Below are 17,235 nucleotides of genomic sequence, written 5' to 3'. Positions count from 1 at the left end.
GGTGAAACGGGCCCGCACGGAACCGATTCGCCCTCACGTGAGGCTCAACGACGGTGAAACGGGCCCGCAGGGAACCGTTTCGATCCTGTGTGTTGGCGTGCGGCGCCTGTGGTTACCGCAGCGGGTTGGCGACCTCGAGCTGCCCGTGCTCGACCAGCCAGCGCACGGCCTCCAGGGCCGCGTCCTCGGGCTCGTGCCGGGGGTGCCAGCCGAGCAGGCCGCGCGCCTTGTCGATGGCGAGGTACTGGCTGCGGTGCAGGTGCGCCCAGCTGGTGTCGGCGTGCTCGTCCGTCGTGCCCGCGCGGAAGTCCTCCCAGGTCTGCGGGCGCAGGGTCGCCTCCTGGCCGAACCACCCGCCGGCGATCTCGGCATACCCGCGCACGGTCAGGGCACTGGGGGCGACGACGTTGAACGACTCCCCCGACGCGGCGTCGCGGTGCGCGACCGCGAGCTCGAACGCCTGGGCCACGTCGTCGGCGTGGACGTGGTGCAGCAGCTCGGCGCCGCTGCCGGGGACGGCGAGCGGCTCGCCCGCGGACAGGGTGCGCCACACGCCGGGGTCGAGGTTGCCGAGCGGCCCGATCGGCGCCCACCCGGGGCCGGTGATGTGCCCGGGGTGCAGCGAGGTCGTGACGAGGCCTCCCGACGCCGTCTCCTCCTCGAGCAGTCGGGCGATGGCGTCCTTGGCGATGCCGTACCCGTCGGTCGGCGGCCCTGCCGCCGCGCCGTCCTCGCGGATCGGCAGCTTGCGGCTCGGGCCGAAGCGCCACACCGACCCGCAGTGCACGAGGTGACCGACCTCGCCCCGCAGCCGCTCGACCAGAGCCGAGGCGGCCTCGACCGTGAAACAGACGAGGTCGACGACCGCGTCCGCGCCCAGGCCCGCGACCCGGCCGGGGAACGACCCGTCGCGGTCCTCGGCCTCGCGGTCGACCGCGAGGCGCTCGACCTGCTGCCACTCGGGTGCCGCGGCGTAGGGCTCCCGCGTCCCGCGGCTCAGGACGACCACGTCGTGGCCGGCGCGCACGAGGCGCGGGACGAGGAACGTTCCGATGTGGCCGGTGCCACCGACGACGACGACCTTCATCCTGCGACCCTAGGGGCGGGGGACGGATGTGGCTCGCGCGACGTGCCGACGCGTGCCACCGGGCCACAACCGCCCCCGGGACCTTGCCGCGGCCGGGCCACCCGGCGCATCGTGGTGCCGTGGGGCGGTCCAGGAGCAGGACGCGGAAGTGGAGCGAGCTCAGCCCGGGGACGCGACGGGTGGTCGTCGTCGCCGGCTCGGTGGAGGCGGCCCTCAAGGTGGCCGCGCTCGTCGACCTGGCCCGGCGACCGGCCACGCAGGTCCGCGGCCCGAAGTGGCGCTGGGCCCTCGCCATCGTCGTGGTCAACTCGTTCGGCGCCGTCCCCCTCGCCTACTTCCGCTGGGGCGCCGTCAGGACAGGTAGCGGCGCACGCCCGCGAGCTGCACGGCATACGCCGGCGTCGCGACGGGGATGGTCTGGACGCTCTGGCCGGTCGCCGGCGACTGGACCATGAGGTCCGACCCGGCATACATCGACACGTGGTGCACGTAGCCGCTCGAGGTGGCGTAGAAGAGCAGGTCACCGGGGGCCATCGACGTGGACGCGACGCGGCGTCCCGCAAGCGCCTGCGCGTCGGCATCGCGCGGGATGCGCACGCCGTGGACGCGGTAGACCAGCGAGGTCAGACCCGAGCAGTCGAACCCGAAGCCGGACCGCCCGGCCCACAGGTACGGCAGGCCGGTGAACGCCTGCGCCGACGCCACGACCGAGGCGCCCGTGCCGGGCAGCGCACGACCGCTCGTCGTGGTCCGGACCACGGCGGCCGGGTCGACCCGCCGGACGACGCCGCCCGGCAGCGCCACCCGCACGAGCCCGCCGGCCGTGCCGAGGACGGGCAGCCGGGTGCCGAAGCTCACCTCGACGACCCGGGCACCCGCCGCGTCGTCGCCGCGCAGCCAGGCCGTCCGCGCGACCACGGTGGCGGCCTGCGAGCCCGACCGCGGGGCCACGGCGCTCAGCTGGCGCACCGGCACCCAGCCCGGGTAGCCCCGCGAGTCCTTGGGCGTCGGCTGGTCGGGCGCGACGACCGATGCCCACGTGCCGCTCACGGCCGTGACGAGCAGCCGGTCACCGAGCAGCGACTGCGTCTCCGCGCGCCCCTGCAGCCCCCTGCGGTCGGTGAGCGTCATCCCTGCCAGCCACGCCCGGACGTCCGCGGGGGCGCGCAGGGCCGGGGCGTCCACGGCACGCGGTGACGACGGCGACCGCCACAGCGTGGCCACCGAGACCGCGACCCAGGCCGGCTGCCCGGCGCGCACGGCGGGTGCGGTCGACGGCCCCGGTGTGCCGCTCGTGCTGGGTCGCGCGGGCGTCGTGGACGGGGGCCGTGGAGTGGCAGTCGTCGTACCGGACGGCCCCGGCGACGAGGTGCCGCCCGAGGTGCCCCCCGAGGTGCCGTTCGGGCTCGCCGTCGACGACGGCGACGTCGTCGACGCGCTGGTCGCCGACGCCGTCGAGGACGGGGGCGCCGGCGCCGTGGCGCACCCCGCGACCGGGGCCGCCGTCAGCGCCGCGGACAGCACCGCCGTCAGCAGCGCACGCAGCCCGGGCCGACCGGGTCGGCTCGTGCGGACACCCGTCTCCACCCGCCCACCGTCCCGTGGGGCCGGGCCACGGCGTCAGTGCCGGAGGTCCTCCGTCCACCGCCCCAGCCGGCGGCCGCTCCGGCAGGGCTTGCGCACGGGGACAGCCCTCCGAACCGGACGTCCCGCAGATCGCCCCTGGCTAGAGGTCGCCGGTGACGAACTGGGCCACGCCGCCGCCGAAGGACCAGTCCGCAGGCCCGTTCTCGACCAGCGTCACCACCAGGTCGCTGGGCGCCAGCCCGCACCGTTCGTGCAGGTCGACCGCGAGGCGCCGGTAGAGCTCGGTCTTCGCCTCGTCGGTGCGCTCGCGGCTGGTGAACTGCAGCAGCACGAGGTCGTCGGTGCGCGCGAAGCCCAGGTCCGTGTCGAGGGCGATGAGGTCGCCGGGCTCGTGCTGGGTGAGCACCTGGTACCGGTCGGTCTCGGGCACCCCGAAGGCCGCGACCATCGCCTCGTGGACGGTGTCCAGCAAGGTGCGCAGCTGCTCGGGGTCCCGCCCACGGACGAGGTCGATGCGGACGAGGGGCATGGTCGCCTCCGGGGCTCGGGCCACGGCGCGACCGGGCCCGGCGCACCACCGTCGACGCTACCGCCGCGGGGACCGGCCCGCTCAGCGCAGGACCAGGGCAACCACGTCGACCAGCGCGATGCCCACCGCCGCATCGAACGGCAGCCGCCCGCGCAGCACCGCGGTGGCCACCGCGAGGACGAGGCACAGCCCGAGCCCGAGCAGCGCCCAGAACGGCGCCCTCCCCGCAGGCCCGAACGTCGCCACCCCCGAGCCGGCCAGCAGCACGACCGCCGCCACGACGCGGACCCGGCGCGCCCCGAGGCGCTGCGGCAGACCGTGCACGCCGGTCACGGCGTCGTCGGCGAGGTCCGGCAGCGCGTTCAGCAGGTGCGCCCCCACGCCGAGCAGTGCGCCGGTGAGGACCATCCACGGCGGCGGCCACTGCCGTCCCGGCCCCGCCAGGGACACGACCGCCGGCAGCGCCCCGAAGGCGACGGCATACGGCACCGCGGACCACGCGGTGCGCTTGAGGCCGAGGTTGTACGCCCACCCCGACGCCACTCCCAGCCCCAGGTGCACGAGCGCCGAGCGCCAGCCGCAGGCGAGGGACAGCCCCACGCAGAGGAGGCCCGCGACGCCGATCGCGACGCGCACGACCGGCTCGGCCACCTGCCCGCTCGCCACGGGCTTGTCCGCGCGCCCGACCACGCGGTCGCGGGCCGCGTCGATGACGTCGTTGGACCACCCGATGGTGAGCTGCCCGGTGAGAACCGCCCCCGTCACGAGCAGCAGGGCCGACCGCGGGAGGCCCAGCGCCACCGCCAGCAGGGCGGTGAGCACGGTGACGGCGACGGTCGGGCCGGGGTGGCAGGCGCGCGCCAGCCCGAGGACGGGGGCGGAGGACGCGGGGACTGCCGCGTCGGGTCCTGGTCGGCCGGGCACGGGCCCACCCTAGGGGCGAGGGTGTGGGGACGACCGCCCTCGTCGTCACCGCCGGTCGTGGCGACGATCACGACGCCTCGTGAGGCGCGCCCGTTGCGGGTGTGCCTACGCTCGTGCGGTGACCCGCATCGCCTCAGTCGCCGGAGTGCTCCCCGACCACCGGTACGCCCAGGCCGAGGTCACCGCCGCCCTCGCCGACATGCTCGGCGCCCGGGGCGTCGACCGCGCCCTGCTCGAGCGGATCCACGCCAACGCCGGGGTCAGCCAGCGCCACCTGGCCCTCCCCCTGGAGCGGTATGCCGGGCTGCGGGACTTCGGCGAGAGCAACGACGCGTTCATCGCGGCAGCCGTCGAGCTGGGCGCGCAGGCCGTCGTCGACGCGCTCAAGGACGCCGACCTCACCCCCGCCGACGTCGACCTCATCCTCTCCACGACCGTGACCGGCCTCGCCGTGCCGTCCCTCGACGCCCGCATCGCCGCCCGGATCGGTCTGCGGCCCGACGTGAAGCGCGTGCCCGTCGTCGGGCTGGGCTGCGTCGCCGGGGCTGCTGGCGTGGCGCGCGTGCACGACCACCTGCTCGGTCACCCGGACGCCGTCGCGGTGCTGCTGTCGGTCGAGCTGTGCAGCCTGACCGTCCAGCACGACGACACCTCGACCGCGAACCTCGTGGCCAGCGGGCTGTTCGGCGACGGCGCCGCGGCCGTCGTCCTGCTCGGCTCGGAACGGGCAGCGGCCGGGCCCACCGGCGAGGACGGCACGACCACCGGGCAGCCCGACGTGCGGGTGCTGTCGACGCGCAGCCGCCTCTACCCGGACAGCGAGCGCGCGATGGGGTGGGACGTCGGCGCCACGGGGCTGCGCATCGTCCTCGGCGTCGAGGTGCCCGAGCTCGTGCGCAGCCACCTGCGGGCCGACGTCGACGGGTTCCTCGCCGACCACGGGCTCACCCGGGCGGACGTCGGCTTCTGGGTCGCCCACCCCGGCGGCCCGAAGGTGCTCGAGGCGATGGAGGACGCCCTCGAGGTGGCGGACGACGCGCTCGGCGTGACCTGGCGCTCGCTCGACCGCATCGGCAACCTCTCCTCGGCCTCGGTCCTGCACGTCCTCGCGGACACCCTGCGCGAGCGGCCGCCGGCCCCCGGGTCGTACGGCATGCTCATGGCCATGGGGCCAGGCTTCTGCCTCGAGATGGTGCTCCTGCGGGCCGTGGGCTGAGTCGGTCGTGGACACCTCCCAGCTGCTCTACGCAGCGCTCGTCGTCGCCGTCGGGCTCGAGCGCCTGGCCGAACTCCTCGTCTCCCGTCGGCACGCCGACTGGGCGTTCCGCCGTGGCGGGGTCGAGTTCGGGCGCGGCCACTTCCCCGCGATGGTGGCGCTGCACACGGCCCTCCTCGTGGGGGCGCTCGTCGAGGTCGTGGTCGCGGACCGGCCGTTCGTGCCGGCGCTGGGCTGGCCGATGCTCGTCCTCGCCCTGGCGTCGCAGGGACTGCGCTGGTGGTGCATCGCCACCCTCGGGCCGCGGTGGAACACGCGGGTCATCGTGGTGCCCGGCCTGCCCCTCGTCACCGCCGGCCCCTACCGCCTCCTGCGGCACCCCAACTACGTGGCGGTCGTCGTCGAGGGGTTCGCCCTCCCGCTGGTGCACAGCGCCTGGGTGACGGCCGCGGCGTTCACGGTGCTGGACGCGGCGCTGCTGACGGTGCGCATCCGCGTGGAGGACCGGGCGCTGCGCCCGGAGCAGGTCGCCGCGTGACCGGCAGCAGCCCGGTGGACGTGCTCGTCGTGGGCGGCGGGCCGGTGGGGCTCGGTTGTGCCCTGTATGCCGCGCGACAGGGCCTCACGGTGCAGGTCCTGGAACCGCGCAGCGGGCCCGTCGACAAGGCCTGCGGCGAGGGGCTGATGCCCGGTGGGGTGGCGGCCCTGGCCGAGCTGGGCGTCGAGCCGGACGGTCACGCCTTCCGCGGCATCCGCTACCTCGGCCCGACCGCGAGCGCCGTCGCCGACTTCCGCGCCGGCGCCGGGCTCGGCGTCCGCCGCACCGAGCTGCAGGGCCGCCTGTCGGCGCAGGTCGCCCGCGCCGGGGTCGAGGTGCTGCCCCTCGCGCTCGACGGCCTCGACCAGCACGCCGACCGCGTCGAGGTCCGCACCCACGGCCTCCACGGCACCACCGGGCCGACCCTGGCCGCCCGCCACGTGCTCGCCGCCGACGGCCTGCACTCGCCCACCCGACGGCTGCTGCGGCTCGACCACCCGGTGGGCGGGCGGCCCCGGTTCGGGCAGCGGCAGCACTTCCGCATCGCGCCCTGGTCCGACCACGTCGACGTCCTCTGGGGCGCCCGCGCAGAGGCCTACGTCACCCCCGTCGCCGACGACGTGGTCGGCGTGGCGGTCCTGAGCGACCACCGCGCGCCGTTCGCCGAGCACCTCACCGGGTTCCGGCCGCTGCTCGAGCGGCTCACCGGGTGTGAGGCAGTCTCCCCCGTCGCCGGGGCGGGGCCCCTGCGCCAGCGCAGCCGTCGGCGCACGGCCGGACGGGTGCTCCTCGTCGGCGACGCCGCCGGCTACGTCGATGCGCTCACCGGCGAGGGCATCTCCCTCGGCCTCGCCCAGGCGCGCGCCGCGGTCGCCGCACTCCTGGCCGGACGCCCGTCGCAGTACGAACGCGGCTGGCTGGCTGCCACGTGGCGCTGCTCCGCGCTGACCGCGGCGCTGCGCCAGTCGACCCGCCCGCGCCTGGTCCGGCGGGCGCTGGTGCCCGCGGCGGCCGCGGCTCCGTGGGTGTTCTCGGCCGCCGTCAACGAGCTCGGGCGGGCGGCGTGACCGAGGTCGTGGTCCTGCTCGACGAGCGCGGCAACGCCGTCGGCACGATGCCCAAGGCGGCCGTGCACCACGGGTCGACGCCGCGGCACCTGGCGTTCTCGGCATACTTCTTCGACCCCGACGGCGCCCTGCTCGTCACCCGTCGCGCGCTGGGGAAGGCGACCTTCCCGGGCCTGTGGACCAACTCGGTCTGCGGCCACCCCGCCCCGGGTGAGCCGCTGCCGCAGGCCGTGGCACGCCGGGCACGGGACGAGCTCGGCACGCAGCCGGTCTCGCTGCGACTCGTCCTTCCCCTGTTCACCTACCGCGCGGAGATGGACGGCGTGGTGGAGGACGAGTGGTGCCCCGTGTATGCCGGCGAGCTCGCCGACCGCACGCTGGCGCCCCTGCCCGACGAGGTCGCCGACACCGAGTGGGTGCCGTGGCCCGAGTTCGCCGGTGACGTCCTGGCCGGACGGCGTGAGGTGTCCGTGTGGTGCCGCGAGCAGGTGCGCGCGCTGAGCCGCCTCGGGCCCGAGCCGGCGGCGTGGCCCCAGGGCGACGGCGCCCTGCTGCCCCCGGCCGCCCGCACCTGAGCTGCGTTCCCGGCATACATCTGTCTGTGACAGACTGACCTCGTGGCAGCAGCAGCGTGGCAAGGGTTCCGCAGGCGCCTGGGCACCGAGGTGGCGCGCCCCCACTGGGTCCGCGAGCACCCCCGGGCCCCGTGGGCGGCCGTGCTGGCCGTCTGCCTGGGCGCGTTCATGGGCCAGCTGGACGCCAGCATCGTCGCCCTCGCGTTCCCGCGGATGGGGTCGGACTTCGGAGCTCCCCTGGCGCAGGTCCAGTGGGTGTCGCTCGCCTACCTGGGCGTGCTGGCGGTGGCACTGGTCCCTGTGGGTCGATGGTCCGACGCGCGGGGCCGCAAGCTGTTGTACGTCTACGGGTTCGGCCTGTTCACGATGGCCTCGGCCGCCTGCGGGTTCGCCCCGACGCTGGGGTGGCTGGTCGCGGCGCGGGCGGTCCAGGGCCTGGCCGCCGCGCTGCTGCAGGCCAACAGCGTCGCGCTCGTGGTGCGCAGCGTCGACCGCAGCCGCGTCCGCGCCGCCCTGAGCGTGCAGGCCGCGGCCCAGGCCCTCGGGCTGGCCGCCGGGCCGGCCCTCGGCGGCGTGCTCGTGGAGGGGCTCGGCTGGCGGTGGGTCTTCTGGGTCAACGTGCCCGTCGGCGCGGTGGCGATCGTCGCCGGCCTGCTGCTGCTCCCGCGCAGCCGTGACCTGCACGAGCGGGAGCGCGGCGACCTCAGGGGCGCCGCGCTGCTGGGGGTGAGCACGCTGCTGGCGCTGTGGGTGCTGGCCCAGCTCGCCGAGCCGCACCCCCTGTGGCTGGTCGTGGGACTGGCGGCCGTGGTGGCGGTCGCGACCACGACGGGGTTCTGGCGGGTCGAGCAGCGCGTGCAGGCACCCCTGGCCTCCCCCGCCCGGGTCCGCGAGTCCGGGATCGGCGCCGGGCTGCTCGGCGCCCTGCTCGGCTACCTCGCCCTCTTCGCCCCCCTGGTGCTCTACCCGCAGGTCTTCCACGCCTGGGGCGCCGGCGTGGGGCGCGGCGGCCTCGTCCTGACCTGCCTGCCGGTGGGCTTCGCCCTGACCGCGCTGTTCGGGGCGCGCGTGGGCCGGTCGGTGGGCAACGCGACCCGCGTGCGCATCGGCGCCCTGGTCGCGGCCGCGAGCGCCGTGGCCCAGTGCGTCGCCTGGTCCTCCCCCGGGCTCGTCGCCGCCCTGCTCGTCCTCAGCGGGGCCAGCCTCGGCCTCGTCCTGCCCGCCAACAACGCCATGGTGATGACCGCGATCCCGCCCGAGGCGTCCGCCGTCACGGGGGGCATGATCAACGTGGCCCGCGCGCTCGGCACCTCGGTGGGGGTCGCGCTCGCCGCCCTGGGCGTCCACCTCGGCGAGGCGTGGGGCTGGACCGGTGCGCCGCTGGTCCTGGGCGCACTCGCGGTGGCCTGCCTGCTCCTCGCGCTCACCGCCGGGTCCCGGCAGCCGGGCACCACGCCCGACCACCCTGACCCCGTGGGAGCCTGACGCCATGAGTGCAGCCGGGCCGGACCTGACCGCGACCTTCGCGGACCTCGTGGCCCGCCTGCGCCGCGCCATGCGCAGGGCCGCACGAGCGAACCTCCCCACCCTTCCGCTCAGCGTCGCCCAGCTCGAGCTGCTCAGCGTCGTCGAGGAGCGCCCGGGGTCGCGGCCGGGCGAGCTCGCACAGGCACTGCGCCTGGCTCCCAACTCGGTGAGCACCCTCGCCAACACGCTGGCCACGGCCGGGATGCTGGAGCGGGCCGCCAGCGCCACCGACAAGCGTGCCGTCGAGTACTCGCTGACGCCCGCCGGCGCCGCCCACGTGGCCTCGTGGCGACAGGTCAACGGATCGTCGCTCGCCGCTGCCGTCGAGGCCCTGCCGGCCGCCGACCAGGACGTCCTGGGCCGCGCGCTGCCGGTGCTGAACCGGCTGGTGGACCTGCTCGAGGAGCAGACCGACCGCACGAACGACGCCTAGGCTCGCGCCCCCGCTGCGCTGGTGACGGGCGCCATCCGGACCCGGGCCACGACGCCGGACACCGCGGTGAGGGCCGCGACGGCCAGCACGGCAGCCCTGATCCCCCACAGGTCCGCGAGCACTCCTGCGAGCAGCGCACCGACGGCGAAACCGCCGTCGCGCCACAGGCGGTAGACGCCGACGGACCGCGCCCGCCAGGCGGGTTGTGCCACGTCGCCGATGACCGCCAGCAGCGTGGGGTAGACCATGGCCGTACCGGCACCGAGCAGCGCGGTGGCCACCAGCCACCAGCCGAAGCTGTCGGCGGCTGCGACCAGCCCGAGCGCCAGGGCCTGCACGAGCATGCCGGCCACGATGAGGCCGCGGCGGCCCCAGCGGTCCGACAGCGCTCCCGTGGCGACCTGGCCGAGGCCCCACACGGCCGGGTAGGTCGCGGCCAGCCAGCCGATCCGGCCGACCGACAGCCCCGCGCCGGCGAAGAGCACCGGGAACAGTCCCCACGCCAGCCCGTCGTTCAGGTTGTTGACGAGCCCGGCCTGGCTGGCGGCGGAGAGCGTCCGGTCGCGCCAGCTCGTCCTGGCGAAGACCTCCCGGTCTGACAGCTCGCCCCTCGAGGGCGCGTCGTCCGTGACCGCCTCGTGCCGGGCGTGGTGGTGCGTCTCCCGCACGGCCAGGCTCGACAGCCCGAGGCCGAGCGCGGCGAACGCGATGCCGAGGAGGAACGGCTCCGGGCGCAGGCCGGCGTGGGCCGCGACCCAGCCGGTGGCCAGCGCGGTCACGGCCACCGCGCCGTACCCGGCGGCCTCGTTCAGCCCCATGGCGAGCCCGCGGCGGCCGGGGCCCGCGAGGTCGATCTTCATGACGACGGTGGTCGACCACGTCAGGCCCTGGCTGACGCCGAGCAGGACGTTGGCCGCGACCACCCACCACCAGGTGGGAGCCCAGATCAGCAGCAGGGGCACCGGCACGGCCGCGAACCAGCCCGCGACGAGCACGGGCTTGCGGCCGTGGCGGTCCGACCAGGCGCCCGCAGCGTAGTTGGCCACGGCCTTGGACAGGCCGAAGGCGACGATGAACGTGAGGGCCGCGGTGTGGGCGTGCAGGCCGAAGACCTGGCCCGCCAGGAGCGGCAGCACCGTGCGCTCCTGGCCGAGCATGCCGCCCACGAGGGCGTTGACGGCGACCAGCAGGGTGAACTGGGCCGCGTTGGCGCGCAGTCCCAGCCGGGGTGCCGTCGACCCGTCCTGTGCTGTCCCGCGGACGGTGGCGGACGCCACCGGGTCAGGCGAGGGTGAGGAAGAGCTTCTCCATCGTCGCCTGGTCCTCGGCGTTGATGCCGTCGGGCGACGTGAGGCACTCCCGCATGCCCGAGGAGACGATGGCGAAGCCGGCCCGGTCCAGGGCCCGGTTGACGGCGGCGAGCTGCGTGACGACGTCCTTGCAGTCACGGCCCTCCTCGATGAGGCGGATGACCCCGCCGATCTGGCCCTGCGCGCGGCGCAGGCGGTTGATGACAGGCGTCATGTCGTCGCTGTTGAGAGTGACCATCGTGGGTCTCCTTGGGTGGTGCGGGGGATCAGTCGGTGAGGGAGGCCAGCGCCGCGGCGAGCCTCTCACGCGCGTCGTCGGCGACACCGCCGAGCTCGGCGTTGTCGGTCAGGGTGACCATGACCTGGGGGTCCATGGCCTCGACGAGGGTCGTGTCGTCGTCGACCGCCCGGACGACGACGTTGCACGGCAGGAGCAGGCCGATGGACGGCTCCGCCGAGAGCGCCGCGTGGGCCAGCGGCGGGCGGCAGGCCCCGAGGATGACCTGCGGGGCGATGTCGACGTCGATCTTCGCCTTGAGGGTCGCGGCGAGGTCGATCTCGGTCAGCACGCCGAAGCCCTGGTCGGCCAGCGCGGCCCGGGTGGCCTCGAGGGTCGGGGCGAAGGCCTGCGTGACGGTTTGCACTCAGTGCGTAGCCCATGTCGGTGCTCCTTGTCGTCGTTGGGTGGGTCCGGGCGGTCGGTCGTGCCGGCCGGCTCAGGCGGTCTGCTGCGCGGCGACCTGGGCGCGGACGTCGTCCATGTCCAGGCCTCGCACGCCCGCGATCACCTGGTCCAGCGCCGACGCCGGCAGGGCACCGGGCTGGGCGAAGACCAGGATGCCGTCCCGGAAGGCCATCAGGGTGGGGATGGACGTGATGCTCGCCGCGGCGGCCAGGGCCTGCTCGGCCTCGGTGTCGACCTTGCCGAAGACGATGTCGGGGTTCTGCTCCGAGGCGGCCTCGAAGACGGGCGCGAACTGGCGGCACGGGCCACACCAGGCAGCCCAGAAGTCCACGAGGACGATGTCGTTCCCGGTGATGGTGGACTCGAAGTTGGCACCGGTGAGGGTCTGGGTGCTCATGTCTCTCTCTCCTGTGTCGGAAGTGTTTCGCCGATACCGGCTGGGGTATGCAACCGAGGTGCGCCGGGGAACATTCCCGGCCGTTGCGGCTCCTTGCGCCCCCAGGCGTTTGGGGCTGCGACACGCCCGTTCTCGATTTGACTGGAATACCCCCGAGGGTACTACGGTTACGTCTCGTCGGATACCCCACTAGGTATCTCCCCCATCACCTGAAGGAGTTCTCCGATGTCCGAGGTCGCCCTCGACACCTTCGCCGCCGCCCACGCGGACGGCGCCACCGTCATCGACGTCCGCGAGCCGGGCGAGTACGTCGGGGGCCACGTCCCCGGTGCCGTCCTGGTGCCGATGGGGCAGCTCCCGTCGCGCGTCCCGGAGCTGGACCGCAGCCGACCGCTCTACGTCATCTGCGCCAGCGGCAACCGCAGCCTCGCCATGACCGACTACCTGCGCCGCGCGGGGTTCGACGCCTGGTCCGTCGCCGGCGGCACCTCCGCCTGGGCCCACTCGGGCCGCCCCGTCGTCACGGGCACCCGGCCGTAGGTCGCCTGAGACCCGGACCCCGACCTCCCGACCCTGAACCTCCACACCCCGAAGGACATCCCATGAACACGGACACGACCGTGAGCACCCCGGTCATCGTGCCGATCGACACCCCGACCCTCGGCGACCGCTCCTACCTCGCGCACGACGGCTCGGTCGCCGTCGTCGTGGACCCGCAGCGCGACATCGACCGGGTCCTCTCCCTGGCGGCCGAGGCGGGCGTCACCATCACGCACGTCTTCGAGACGCACATCCACAACGACTACGTCACCGGCGGCCTCGCCCTCGCCCGTGCCACGGGCGCGGCATACCACGTCAACGCCGCAGACGACGTCAGCTACGACCGCACGCCCATCAGCGACGGCGACCTCGTCGAGGTCTCCCCCGCCCTGCGCGTGCGGGCCATCGCCACCCCTGGCCACACCTACACGCACCTGTCCTACGCGCTGGAGTCCGCAGCCGCGCCGGGCGAGGACTTCGACCCGGTCGGCGTGTTCACCGGCGGGTCGCTCCTCTTCGGCGCGACGGGCCGGCCGGACCTGCTCGGCCACGACCACACCGATGCGCTGGTCCACCACCAGTTCGCCTCGGCCCACCGGCTCGCGGACGAGCTGCCCGAGCACACCCACGTGCTGCCCACCCACGGCTTCGGCTCGTTCTGCTCGGCCGGGTCCACGGGGGACACGACCGCGTCGACGATCGGCGCGGAGAAGCGGCAGAACCCCGCCCTGACCCAGGCCGAGGAGACGTGGGTCGCGGACACCCTCGCCGGGCTCGACGCATACCCCGCGTACTACGTGCACATGGGACCGGCCAACAGCACCGGCCCGGGCGCCCCCGACCTCGACGCGCCCGCGACCGCCGACAAGGAGACCCTCGCGGCCCGCATCGACGCCGGCGAGTGGGTCGTGGACCTGCGGACCCGCACCGCCTTCGCCGCCGGGCACGTGACCGGCACCCTCAACTTCGGGCTCGACGGCCAGTTCGCGACCTACCTGGGCTGGCTCATCCCCTGGGGCACCCCCCTGACCCTGCTGGGCGACTCGCCCGAGCAGGTCGCCGAGGCCCAGCGGGAGCTGGTGCGCATCGGCATCGACCGGCTCGAGGGCGCCGCCACCGGCACCCCGGAGGACTGGACCGACGAGGAGCTCGGCAGCTTCGAGCGCGCGGTCTTCGCCGACCTCGCACAGGTCCGTCACCACCGACGCGTCGAGGTCCTCGATGTCCGCCGCGTCAACGAGTTCGCGGAGGGCCACATCGAGGGCGCCGTGAACATCCCCCTGCACGAACTGCTCGAGCGCCTCGACGAGGTGCCCGCCGGCGAGGTCTGGGTGCACTGCGCCGGTGGCTACCGGGCGTCCATCGCAGCCTCCGTCCTCGCGGCACGCAAGGTGCCCGTGGTGGCCGTCGACGACAGCTTCGGCGAGAACGCCGCGGCTGCCGGCCTCCCCATGGCCTCCGCCGCCTGACCGGGCGGGACGCCCCGACCACGACCCGTCCCCCTTCCACTCACCCTCCCCACACCACCACCCCTCGAAGGAGAACCACCATGTGCCGTCCCGTCAACTGCAAGGTCTGCGGCAAGACCACCTGGGCCGGCTGCGGCCAGCACGTCGACCAGGTCATGGCCCGCGTCCCCCGCGCCGACCGCTGCGCCGGACACAGCGACGCAGAGAAGGCGGCCGCGTCCGGCGGCGGCTTCCTGTCCCGCCTGTTCAGCCGCTGACCGCGCTGCGGGGCCCCCGGCCCCGCAGCCGAGCAGCCGCTCGGCAGTCCCGTACCACCGGGCGCCGCAACCCCCCTCCGCAGCGCCCGGTCGTGCCCACCCGGCTCCCCCCTGCCGGACCCGTGGGCGCACCCCGCCGGGGACAGGGGACATCCCCCCACCCCTGTCCCCGGCACCTTCACCCAGGAGATCCCTGACATGTCACCGCTCGTCCTGCCCGTCGGGCTGCTCATCGGCCTGTCCCTGGGCGCACTGGGTGGCGGCGGCTCGATCCTCACCGTCCCCGCCCTCGTGTACCTGCTGGGGCAGGACCCCAGGCAGGCCACGACCAGCTCCCTGCTGATCGTCGGGATCACCTCGCTGATCGCGATGCTGCCCCACGCCCGCCGCGGCAACGTCCGGTTCGGGCAGGGCCTCGCCTTCGGCGCCCTCGGCACCGCCGGCTCGGTCGCGGGCTCGGCGCTGGCCACCCACGTGCGCCCTGCCGTGCTGCTCTCGGCGTTCGCCGCCCTCATGCTCGTCGTCGCGACCCTCATGCTCCGGCGGTCACTGCGTCGTGGGGAGGCCGGCGACGCCGAGGACGACACGACGGCCGAGCCCATGCTCACCCTGCGCCCGCTCTCCTGCGCCTGCCCGCGCGTCGCCAAGGTCGTCGTCACGGCGACCGCCGTCGGCCTGCTCACCGGCTTCTTCGGCGTGGGCGGCGGGTTCGCCCTCGTCCCGGCGCTCGTGCTCGCCCTGGCCTTCCCCATGCCCGTCGCCGTGGGGACCTCGCTGCTCGTCATCGCCGTCAACAGCGCCACCGCGCTGGGCGCCCGAGCGGGCAGCGGGATGTCGCTCGACTGGGGCGTGATCCTCGCCTTCACCGCGGCGGCGGTCGCCGGCAGCCTCGTGGGCGGCCGTGTCGCGGCCCGCGTCGCGCCGCGGCACCTCACCCGCGCGTTCGCCGTGCTCCTCGTCGCGGTCGCGCTGTACACGGCGGCCCGCAGCGTCCCCAGCCTGTTCTGAGCCGCCGGCCCGGCGTGCGCTCGGGCGCCCCTCGTCCCACCACCCGGACCTCGAACTCCATCATGCGGCGGGGCACGGGTGCCCGGCACCACCCCTTCACGCCCACCTCGTCGACCACCCGTAGAACCCCTAACCCCGAAGGACCCATGACCTCCACCACGCCGACCACCACCCCGACCCCGGCGCGCGCGACCGCGCTGGACGCCGCCGCCCTCCGCGAGTGGCTCGAGGGCGACGACGCCCCGCGACTGCTCGACGTGCGCACGCCTGCCGAGTTCACCACGGCCCACATCCCGGGCTCCTACAACGTGCCGCTCGACCTGCTCCGCGAGCACCGCGAGGAGCTGCGAAGCCACCTCGACGAGGACGTGGTCCTCATCTGCCGTTCCGGCGCCAGGGCCGGCCAGGCCGAGGGCCTGCTCACCGCGGCCGGGCCCGGCAACGTGCACGTCCTCACGGGTGGTGTCACGGCGTGGGAGTCCGCCGGCGGCCCACTGACCCGTGGCACCCGGACCTGGGAGCTCGAGCGACAGGTACGGCTCGTGGCCGGCGGCATCGTGCTGACCGGCGTGCTCGCCAGCGTCGTCGCCCCGTGGACGAAGTGGGTCTCGGCCGCGGTGGGCGGCGGGCTGGTCGGCGCAGCGCTCACGGACAGCTGCCTCATGGGCATGGCCCTGTCCAGGCTGCCTTACAACCGGCGCAACAGCCCCGACCTCGCCACCGTGCTGGACGCCCTGCGCGACTGACGGCCGCGAGGGCGCCCACCACCACTGCCAGGGCTAGTGGTGGTGGGCGCCGTCCTCGTGCCCGTCCCCGGAAACGTTCATCTGCGCCAGCATCGGGACACCGCCGGTGCGCACGAACCGGGTCACCAGCACGGCGGCAAGCACGAGGAAGACAAGGTTGAGCCACGTGGTGTAGTCCCACGTGAACGAGGCCTCGGTCACCGTCGCCGAGCGCTTCTCGGGCACTAGGCCGAGGGGGCGGAAGAGGAGCTCCACGGCATACCCGGTCAGGACCATCGCCAGGTAGAAGACGCCGGTGATGCGCAGCGCCGCGGCCGTGCCGTAGTAGCGGCGGTAGATGTTCAGGATGGGGAGGATGATCAGGTCGGCGAAGATGAAGCTGACCACTCCCCCGAAGCTGATGCCGCCGTTCCAGAGCACCGCTGCCAGGGGGACGTTCCCGACGGAGCAGACGAAGCTGACCACCGCCACGAGCGGCCCGGCGACAGGACCCCAGAGGGACGCCAGGACCGGGTTGTCGGTGAGGAAGAACGCCTGCAGCCACGACACCGGCACCCAGGCGGCCACGACGCCCGCCACGAGCAGCCCCAGCACGATGTCACGGATGACCGACGCCCAGTCCATGACGAAGTAGTGCGACACGGCCGTGACCCCGTCGGGGGACCTCAGCCGACGCCACCACGACCCCTCCCCCTGGACGGACATGTCCATGGCTGCGTGGCCCTCCATCGCACCCGCCCGGCCCTGCTCGGCCTCCTCACGGGCCCGGTCCACGACCCTGCCCCGCAACCACAGCCGGAAGCCGACCGCGACCAGGACGATCATGAGCGGGCCACCCACGAACTCGGCCAGTGTGAACTGCCAGCCCATGAAGAGCGCGAGGATGATGCCGAGCTCGAGGACCAGGTTCGTCGACGCGATCTCGAAGGCCATCGCCGACGCCAGTGACGCACCCTTGACGAACAGCGAGCGGGCCAGCGCGACCGCGGCATACGAGCACGAGGACGAGGCGGCACCGAGACCCGTGGCCCAGGCGAGGTTGCGGGGCGAGTCCCCTGCCAGGTACCTGCGCACCACCTCGCGGCGCACGACGGCCTGCACCACACCGGACAGCGTGAAGCCCAGGATGAGCGGCCACAGGATCTGCCACCCCATGCGCGCGGCCATCACCACGGGCTCCGCGATCGTGGCGAGGACCCCGCCGTTGCCGCTCATCATCGCCTCCTGGTCGTGGCCCGGCCCCTCGTCGTGCACCCGCCCTCGGGAGGGCCGAGGCGCCGCACCATTGGAACCTCCGCCGTTGTGGGTCGCAAGCGGGCCCGGCCGGCGTCGTGCCGGCC

General features: G+C 74.8%; 20 protein-coding genes. 11 read left to right on the top strand and 9 right to left on the bottom strand.

All coding sequences use genetic code 11. The features are described from left to right. Positions 1 to 112 precede the first annotated feature (112 nt). The 4 genes from ACFUC1_RS13025 to ACFUC1_RS13010 all read right to left on the bottom strand — a co-directional run bounded on the left by ACFUC1_RS13025 (position 113) and on the right by ACFUC1_RS13010 (position 4,127). A complete protein-coding gene (locus ACFUC1_RS13025) occupies positions 113 to 1,087 on the bottom strand; it encodes an NAD-dependent epimerase/dehydratase family protein (RefSeq protein WP_379120362.1) in 975 nt (324 codons plus the stop codon). A gap of 351 nt (positions 1,088 to 1,438) precedes the next feature. Further along, complete coding sequence (locus ACFUC1_RS13020; RefSeq protein WP_379120359.1) at positions 1,439 to 2,674, bottom strand: C40 family peptidase; 1,236 nt, start codon at positions 2,672 to 2,674, stop codon at positions 1,439 to 1,441. A 139-nt stretch (positions 2,675 to 2,813) separates the two neighbouring features. Next, a complete protein-coding gene (locus ACFUC1_RS13015; RefSeq protein WP_379120356.1) occupies positions 2,814 to 3,203 on the bottom strand; it encodes a tautomerase family protein in 390 nt (129 codons plus the stop codon). Positions 3,204 to 3,284: 81 nt separating this feature from the next. Next, entirely contained in the window at positions 3,285 to 4,127 is an 843-nt protein-coding gene (locus tag ACFUC1_RS13010; RefSeq protein ID WP_379120354.1) for a UbiA family prenyltransferase, read from the bottom strand. A gap of 118 nt (positions 4,128 to 4,245) precedes the next feature. On the opposite strand from ACFUC1_RS13010, the gene ACFUC1_RS13005 reads away from it, so the two are divergent. From ACFUC1_RS13005 to ACFUC1_RS12980, 6 genes are read left to right on the top strand one after another with little or no spacing between them, the layout of a single operon-like run. After that, on the top strand, positions 4,246 to 5,343 hold the full coding sequence (locus tag ACFUC1_RS13005; RefSeq protein WP_379120351.1) for a type III polyketide synthase: 1,098 nt from the start codon (positions 4,246 to 4,248) through the stop codon (positions 5,341 to 5,343). Positions 5,344 to 5,350: 7 nt separating this feature from the next. Next, positions 5,351 to 5,881 carry an isoprenylcysteine carboxyl methyltransferase family protein gene (locus ACFUC1_RS13000; protein WP_379120349.1) on the top strand — a complete coding sequence of 177 codons (531 nt, stop codon included), beginning with the start codon at positions 5,351 to 5,353 and terminating at the stop codon, positions 5,879 to 5,881. After that, complete coding sequence (locus ACFUC1_RS12995) at positions 5,878 to 6,948, top strand: NAD(P)/FAD-dependent oxidoreductase (protein WP_379120347.1); 1,071 nt, start codon at positions 5,878 to 5,880, stop codon at positions 6,946 to 6,948. Before ACFUC1_RS13000 ends, ACFUC1_RS12995 begins: the two co-directional genes overlap by 4 nt. Beyond that, positions 6,945 to 7,523, top strand: coding sequence for an isopentenyl-diphosphate Delta-isomerase (idi, locus tag ACFUC1_RS12990; protein WP_379120345.1), 579 nt, complete (start codon positions 6,945 to 6,947; stop codon positions 7,521 to 7,523). The genes ACFUC1_RS12995 and idi overlap by 4 nt, the downstream gene beginning before the upstream one ends. 42 nt (positions 7,524 to 7,565) lie before the next feature. After that, a complete protein-coding gene (locus tag ACFUC1_RS12985) occupies positions 7,566 to 9,008 on the top strand; it encodes an MFS transporter (protein WP_379120343.1) in 1,443 nt (480 codons plus the stop codon). Between the two features lie 4 nt (positions 9,009 to 9,012). Next, positions 9,013 to 9,483: a MarR family winged helix-turn-helix transcriptional regulator gene (locus ACFUC1_RS12980; RefSeq protein ID WP_379120341.1), complete on the top strand. Its 471-nt coding sequence runs from the start codon at positions 9,013 to 9,015 to the stop codon at positions 9,481 to 9,483. On the opposite strand, the gene ACFUC1_RS12975 is transcribed toward ACFUC1_RS12980, so the two are convergent. From ACFUC1_RS12975 to trxA, 4 genes are all read right to left on the bottom strand, one after another. Next, complete coding sequence (locus ACFUC1_RS12975; RefSeq protein WP_379120339.1) at positions 9,480 to 10,760, bottom strand: MFS transporter; 1,281 nt, start codon at positions 10,758 to 10,760, stop codon at positions 9,480 to 9,482. The genes ACFUC1_RS12980 and ACFUC1_RS12975 overlap by 4 nt on opposite strands. 4 nt (positions 10,761 to 10,764) lie before the next feature. Further along, complete coding sequence (locus ACFUC1_RS12970) at positions 10,765 to 11,031, bottom strand: metal-sensitive transcriptional regulator (RefSeq protein ID WP_310156491.1); 267 nt, start codon at positions 11,029 to 11,031, stop codon at positions 10,765 to 10,767. Between the two features lie 28 nt (positions 11,032 to 11,059). Beyond that, positions 11,060 to 11,437 carry a DUF302 domain-containing protein gene (locus ACFUC1_RS12965; RefSeq protein WP_379120337.1) on the bottom strand — a complete coding sequence of 126 codons (378 nt, stop codon included), beginning with the start codon at positions 11,435 to 11,437 and terminating at the stop codon, positions 11,060 to 11,062. Between the two features lie 72 nt (positions 11,438 to 11,509). After that, complete coding sequence (gene trxA, locus ACFUC1_RS12960; protein WP_379120335.1) at positions 11,510 to 11,875, bottom strand: thioredoxin; 366 nt, start codon at positions 11,873 to 11,875, stop codon at positions 11,510 to 11,512. A 225-nt stretch (positions 11,876 to 12,100) separates the two neighbouring features. Here trxA and ACFUC1_RS12955 point away from each other — a divergent pair, with 225 nt between their 5' ends. From ACFUC1_RS12955 to ACFUC1_RS12935, 5 genes are all read left to right on the top strand, one after another. Further along, positions 12,101 to 12,415, top strand: a complete 315-nt coding sequence (locus tag ACFUC1_RS12955) for a rhodanese-like domain-containing protein (RefSeq protein ID WP_379120333.1) — start codon at positions 12,101 to 12,103, stop codon at positions 12,413 to 12,415. 62 nt (positions 12,416 to 12,477) lie between these two features. Beyond that, a complete protein-coding gene (locus tag ACFUC1_RS12950; RefSeq protein ID WP_379120331.1) occupies positions 12,478 to 13,884 on the top strand; it encodes a rhodanese-like domain-containing protein in 1,407 nt (468 codons plus the stop codon). Between the two features lie 80 nt (positions 13,885 to 13,964). Then, positions 13,965 to 14,141 (top strand): hypothetical protein, encoded by a 177-nt coding sequence (locus ACFUC1_RS12945; protein ID WP_379120329.1) that lies wholly within the window; start codon positions 13,965 to 13,967, stop codon positions 14,139 to 14,141. Positions 14,142 to 14,339: 198 nt separating this feature from the next. Beyond that, positions 14,340 to 15,149: a sulfite exporter TauE/SafE family protein gene (locus tag ACFUC1_RS12940; RefSeq protein ID WP_379120327.1), complete on the top strand. Its 810-nt coding sequence runs from the start codon at positions 14,340 to 14,342 to the stop codon at positions 15,147 to 15,149. 146 nt (positions 15,150 to 15,295) lie between these two features. Continuing rightward, positions 15,296 to 15,895 (top strand): rhodanese-like domain-containing protein, encoded by a 600-nt coding sequence (locus ACFUC1_RS12935; RefSeq protein WP_379120325.1) that lies wholly within the window; start codon positions 15,296 to 15,298, stop codon positions 15,893 to 15,895. Positions 15,896 to 15,928: 33 nt separating this feature from the next. On the opposite strand, the gene ACFUC1_RS12930 is transcribed toward ACFUC1_RS12935, so the two are convergent. Beyond that, positions 15,929 to 17,110 carry a permease gene (locus ACFUC1_RS12930; RefSeq protein WP_379120323.1) on the bottom strand — a complete coding sequence of 394 codons (1,182 nt, stop codon included), beginning with the start codon at positions 17,108 to 17,110 and terminating at the stop codon, positions 15,929 to 15,931. Between the last annotated feature and the right edge of the window lie 125 nt (positions 17,111 to 17,235).

It is taken from the genome of Pedococcus sp. NPDC057267, from assembly GCF_042668795.1.
In the GTDB taxonomy this organism is placed as follows: Bacteria; Actinomycetota; Actinomycetes; order Actinomycetales; family Dermatophilaceae; genus Pedococcus.
This window is presented reverse-complemented; position numbering and strand designations above follow the sequence as displayed.

Coding starts and splice junctions, on each gene's coding strand:
- ACFUC1_RS13025 (WP_379120362.1), bottom strand. CDS start 1,087: ATGAAGGTCGTCGTCGTCGGTGGCACCGGCCACATCGGAACGTTCCTC.
- ACFUC1_RS13015 (WP_379120356.1), bottom strand. CDS start 3,203: ATGCCCCTCGTCCGCATCGACCTCGTCCGTGGGCGGGACCCCGAGCAG.
- ACFUC1_RS12980 (WP_379120341.1), top strand. CDS start 9,013: ATGAGTGCAGCCGGGCCGGACCTGACCGCGACCTTCGCGGACCTCGTG.
- ACFUC1_RS12970 (WP_310156491.1), bottom strand. CDS start 11,031: ATGGTCACTCTCAACAGCGACGACATGACGCCTGTCATCAACCGCCTG.
- trxA (WP_379120335.1), bottom strand. CDS start 11,875: ATGAGCACCCAGACCCTCACCGGTGCCAACTTCGAGTCCACCATCACC.
- ACFUC1_RS12955 (WP_379120333.1), top strand. CDS start 12,101: ATGTCCGAGGTCGCCCTCGACACCTTCGCCGCCGCCCACGCGGACGGC.
- ACFUC1_RS12950 (WP_379120331.1), top strand. CDS start 12,478: ATGAACACGGACACGACCGTGAGCACCCCGGTCATCGTGCCGATCGAC.
- ACFUC1_RS12945 (WP_379120329.1), top strand. CDS start 13,965: ATGTGCCGTCCCGTCAACTGCAAGGTCTGCGGCAAGACCACCTGGGCC.
- ACFUC1_RS12940 (WP_379120327.1), top strand. CDS start 14,340: ATGTCACCGCTCGTCCTGCCCGTCGGGCTGCTCATCGGCCTGTCCCTG.
- ACFUC1_RS12935 (WP_379120325.1), top strand. CDS start 15,296: ATGACCTCCACCACGCCGACCACCACCCCGACCCCGGCGCGCGCGACC.
- ACFUC1_RS12930 (WP_379120323.1), bottom strand. CDS start 17,110: ATGAGCGGCAACGGCGGGGTCCTCGCCACGATCGCGGAGCCCGTGGTG.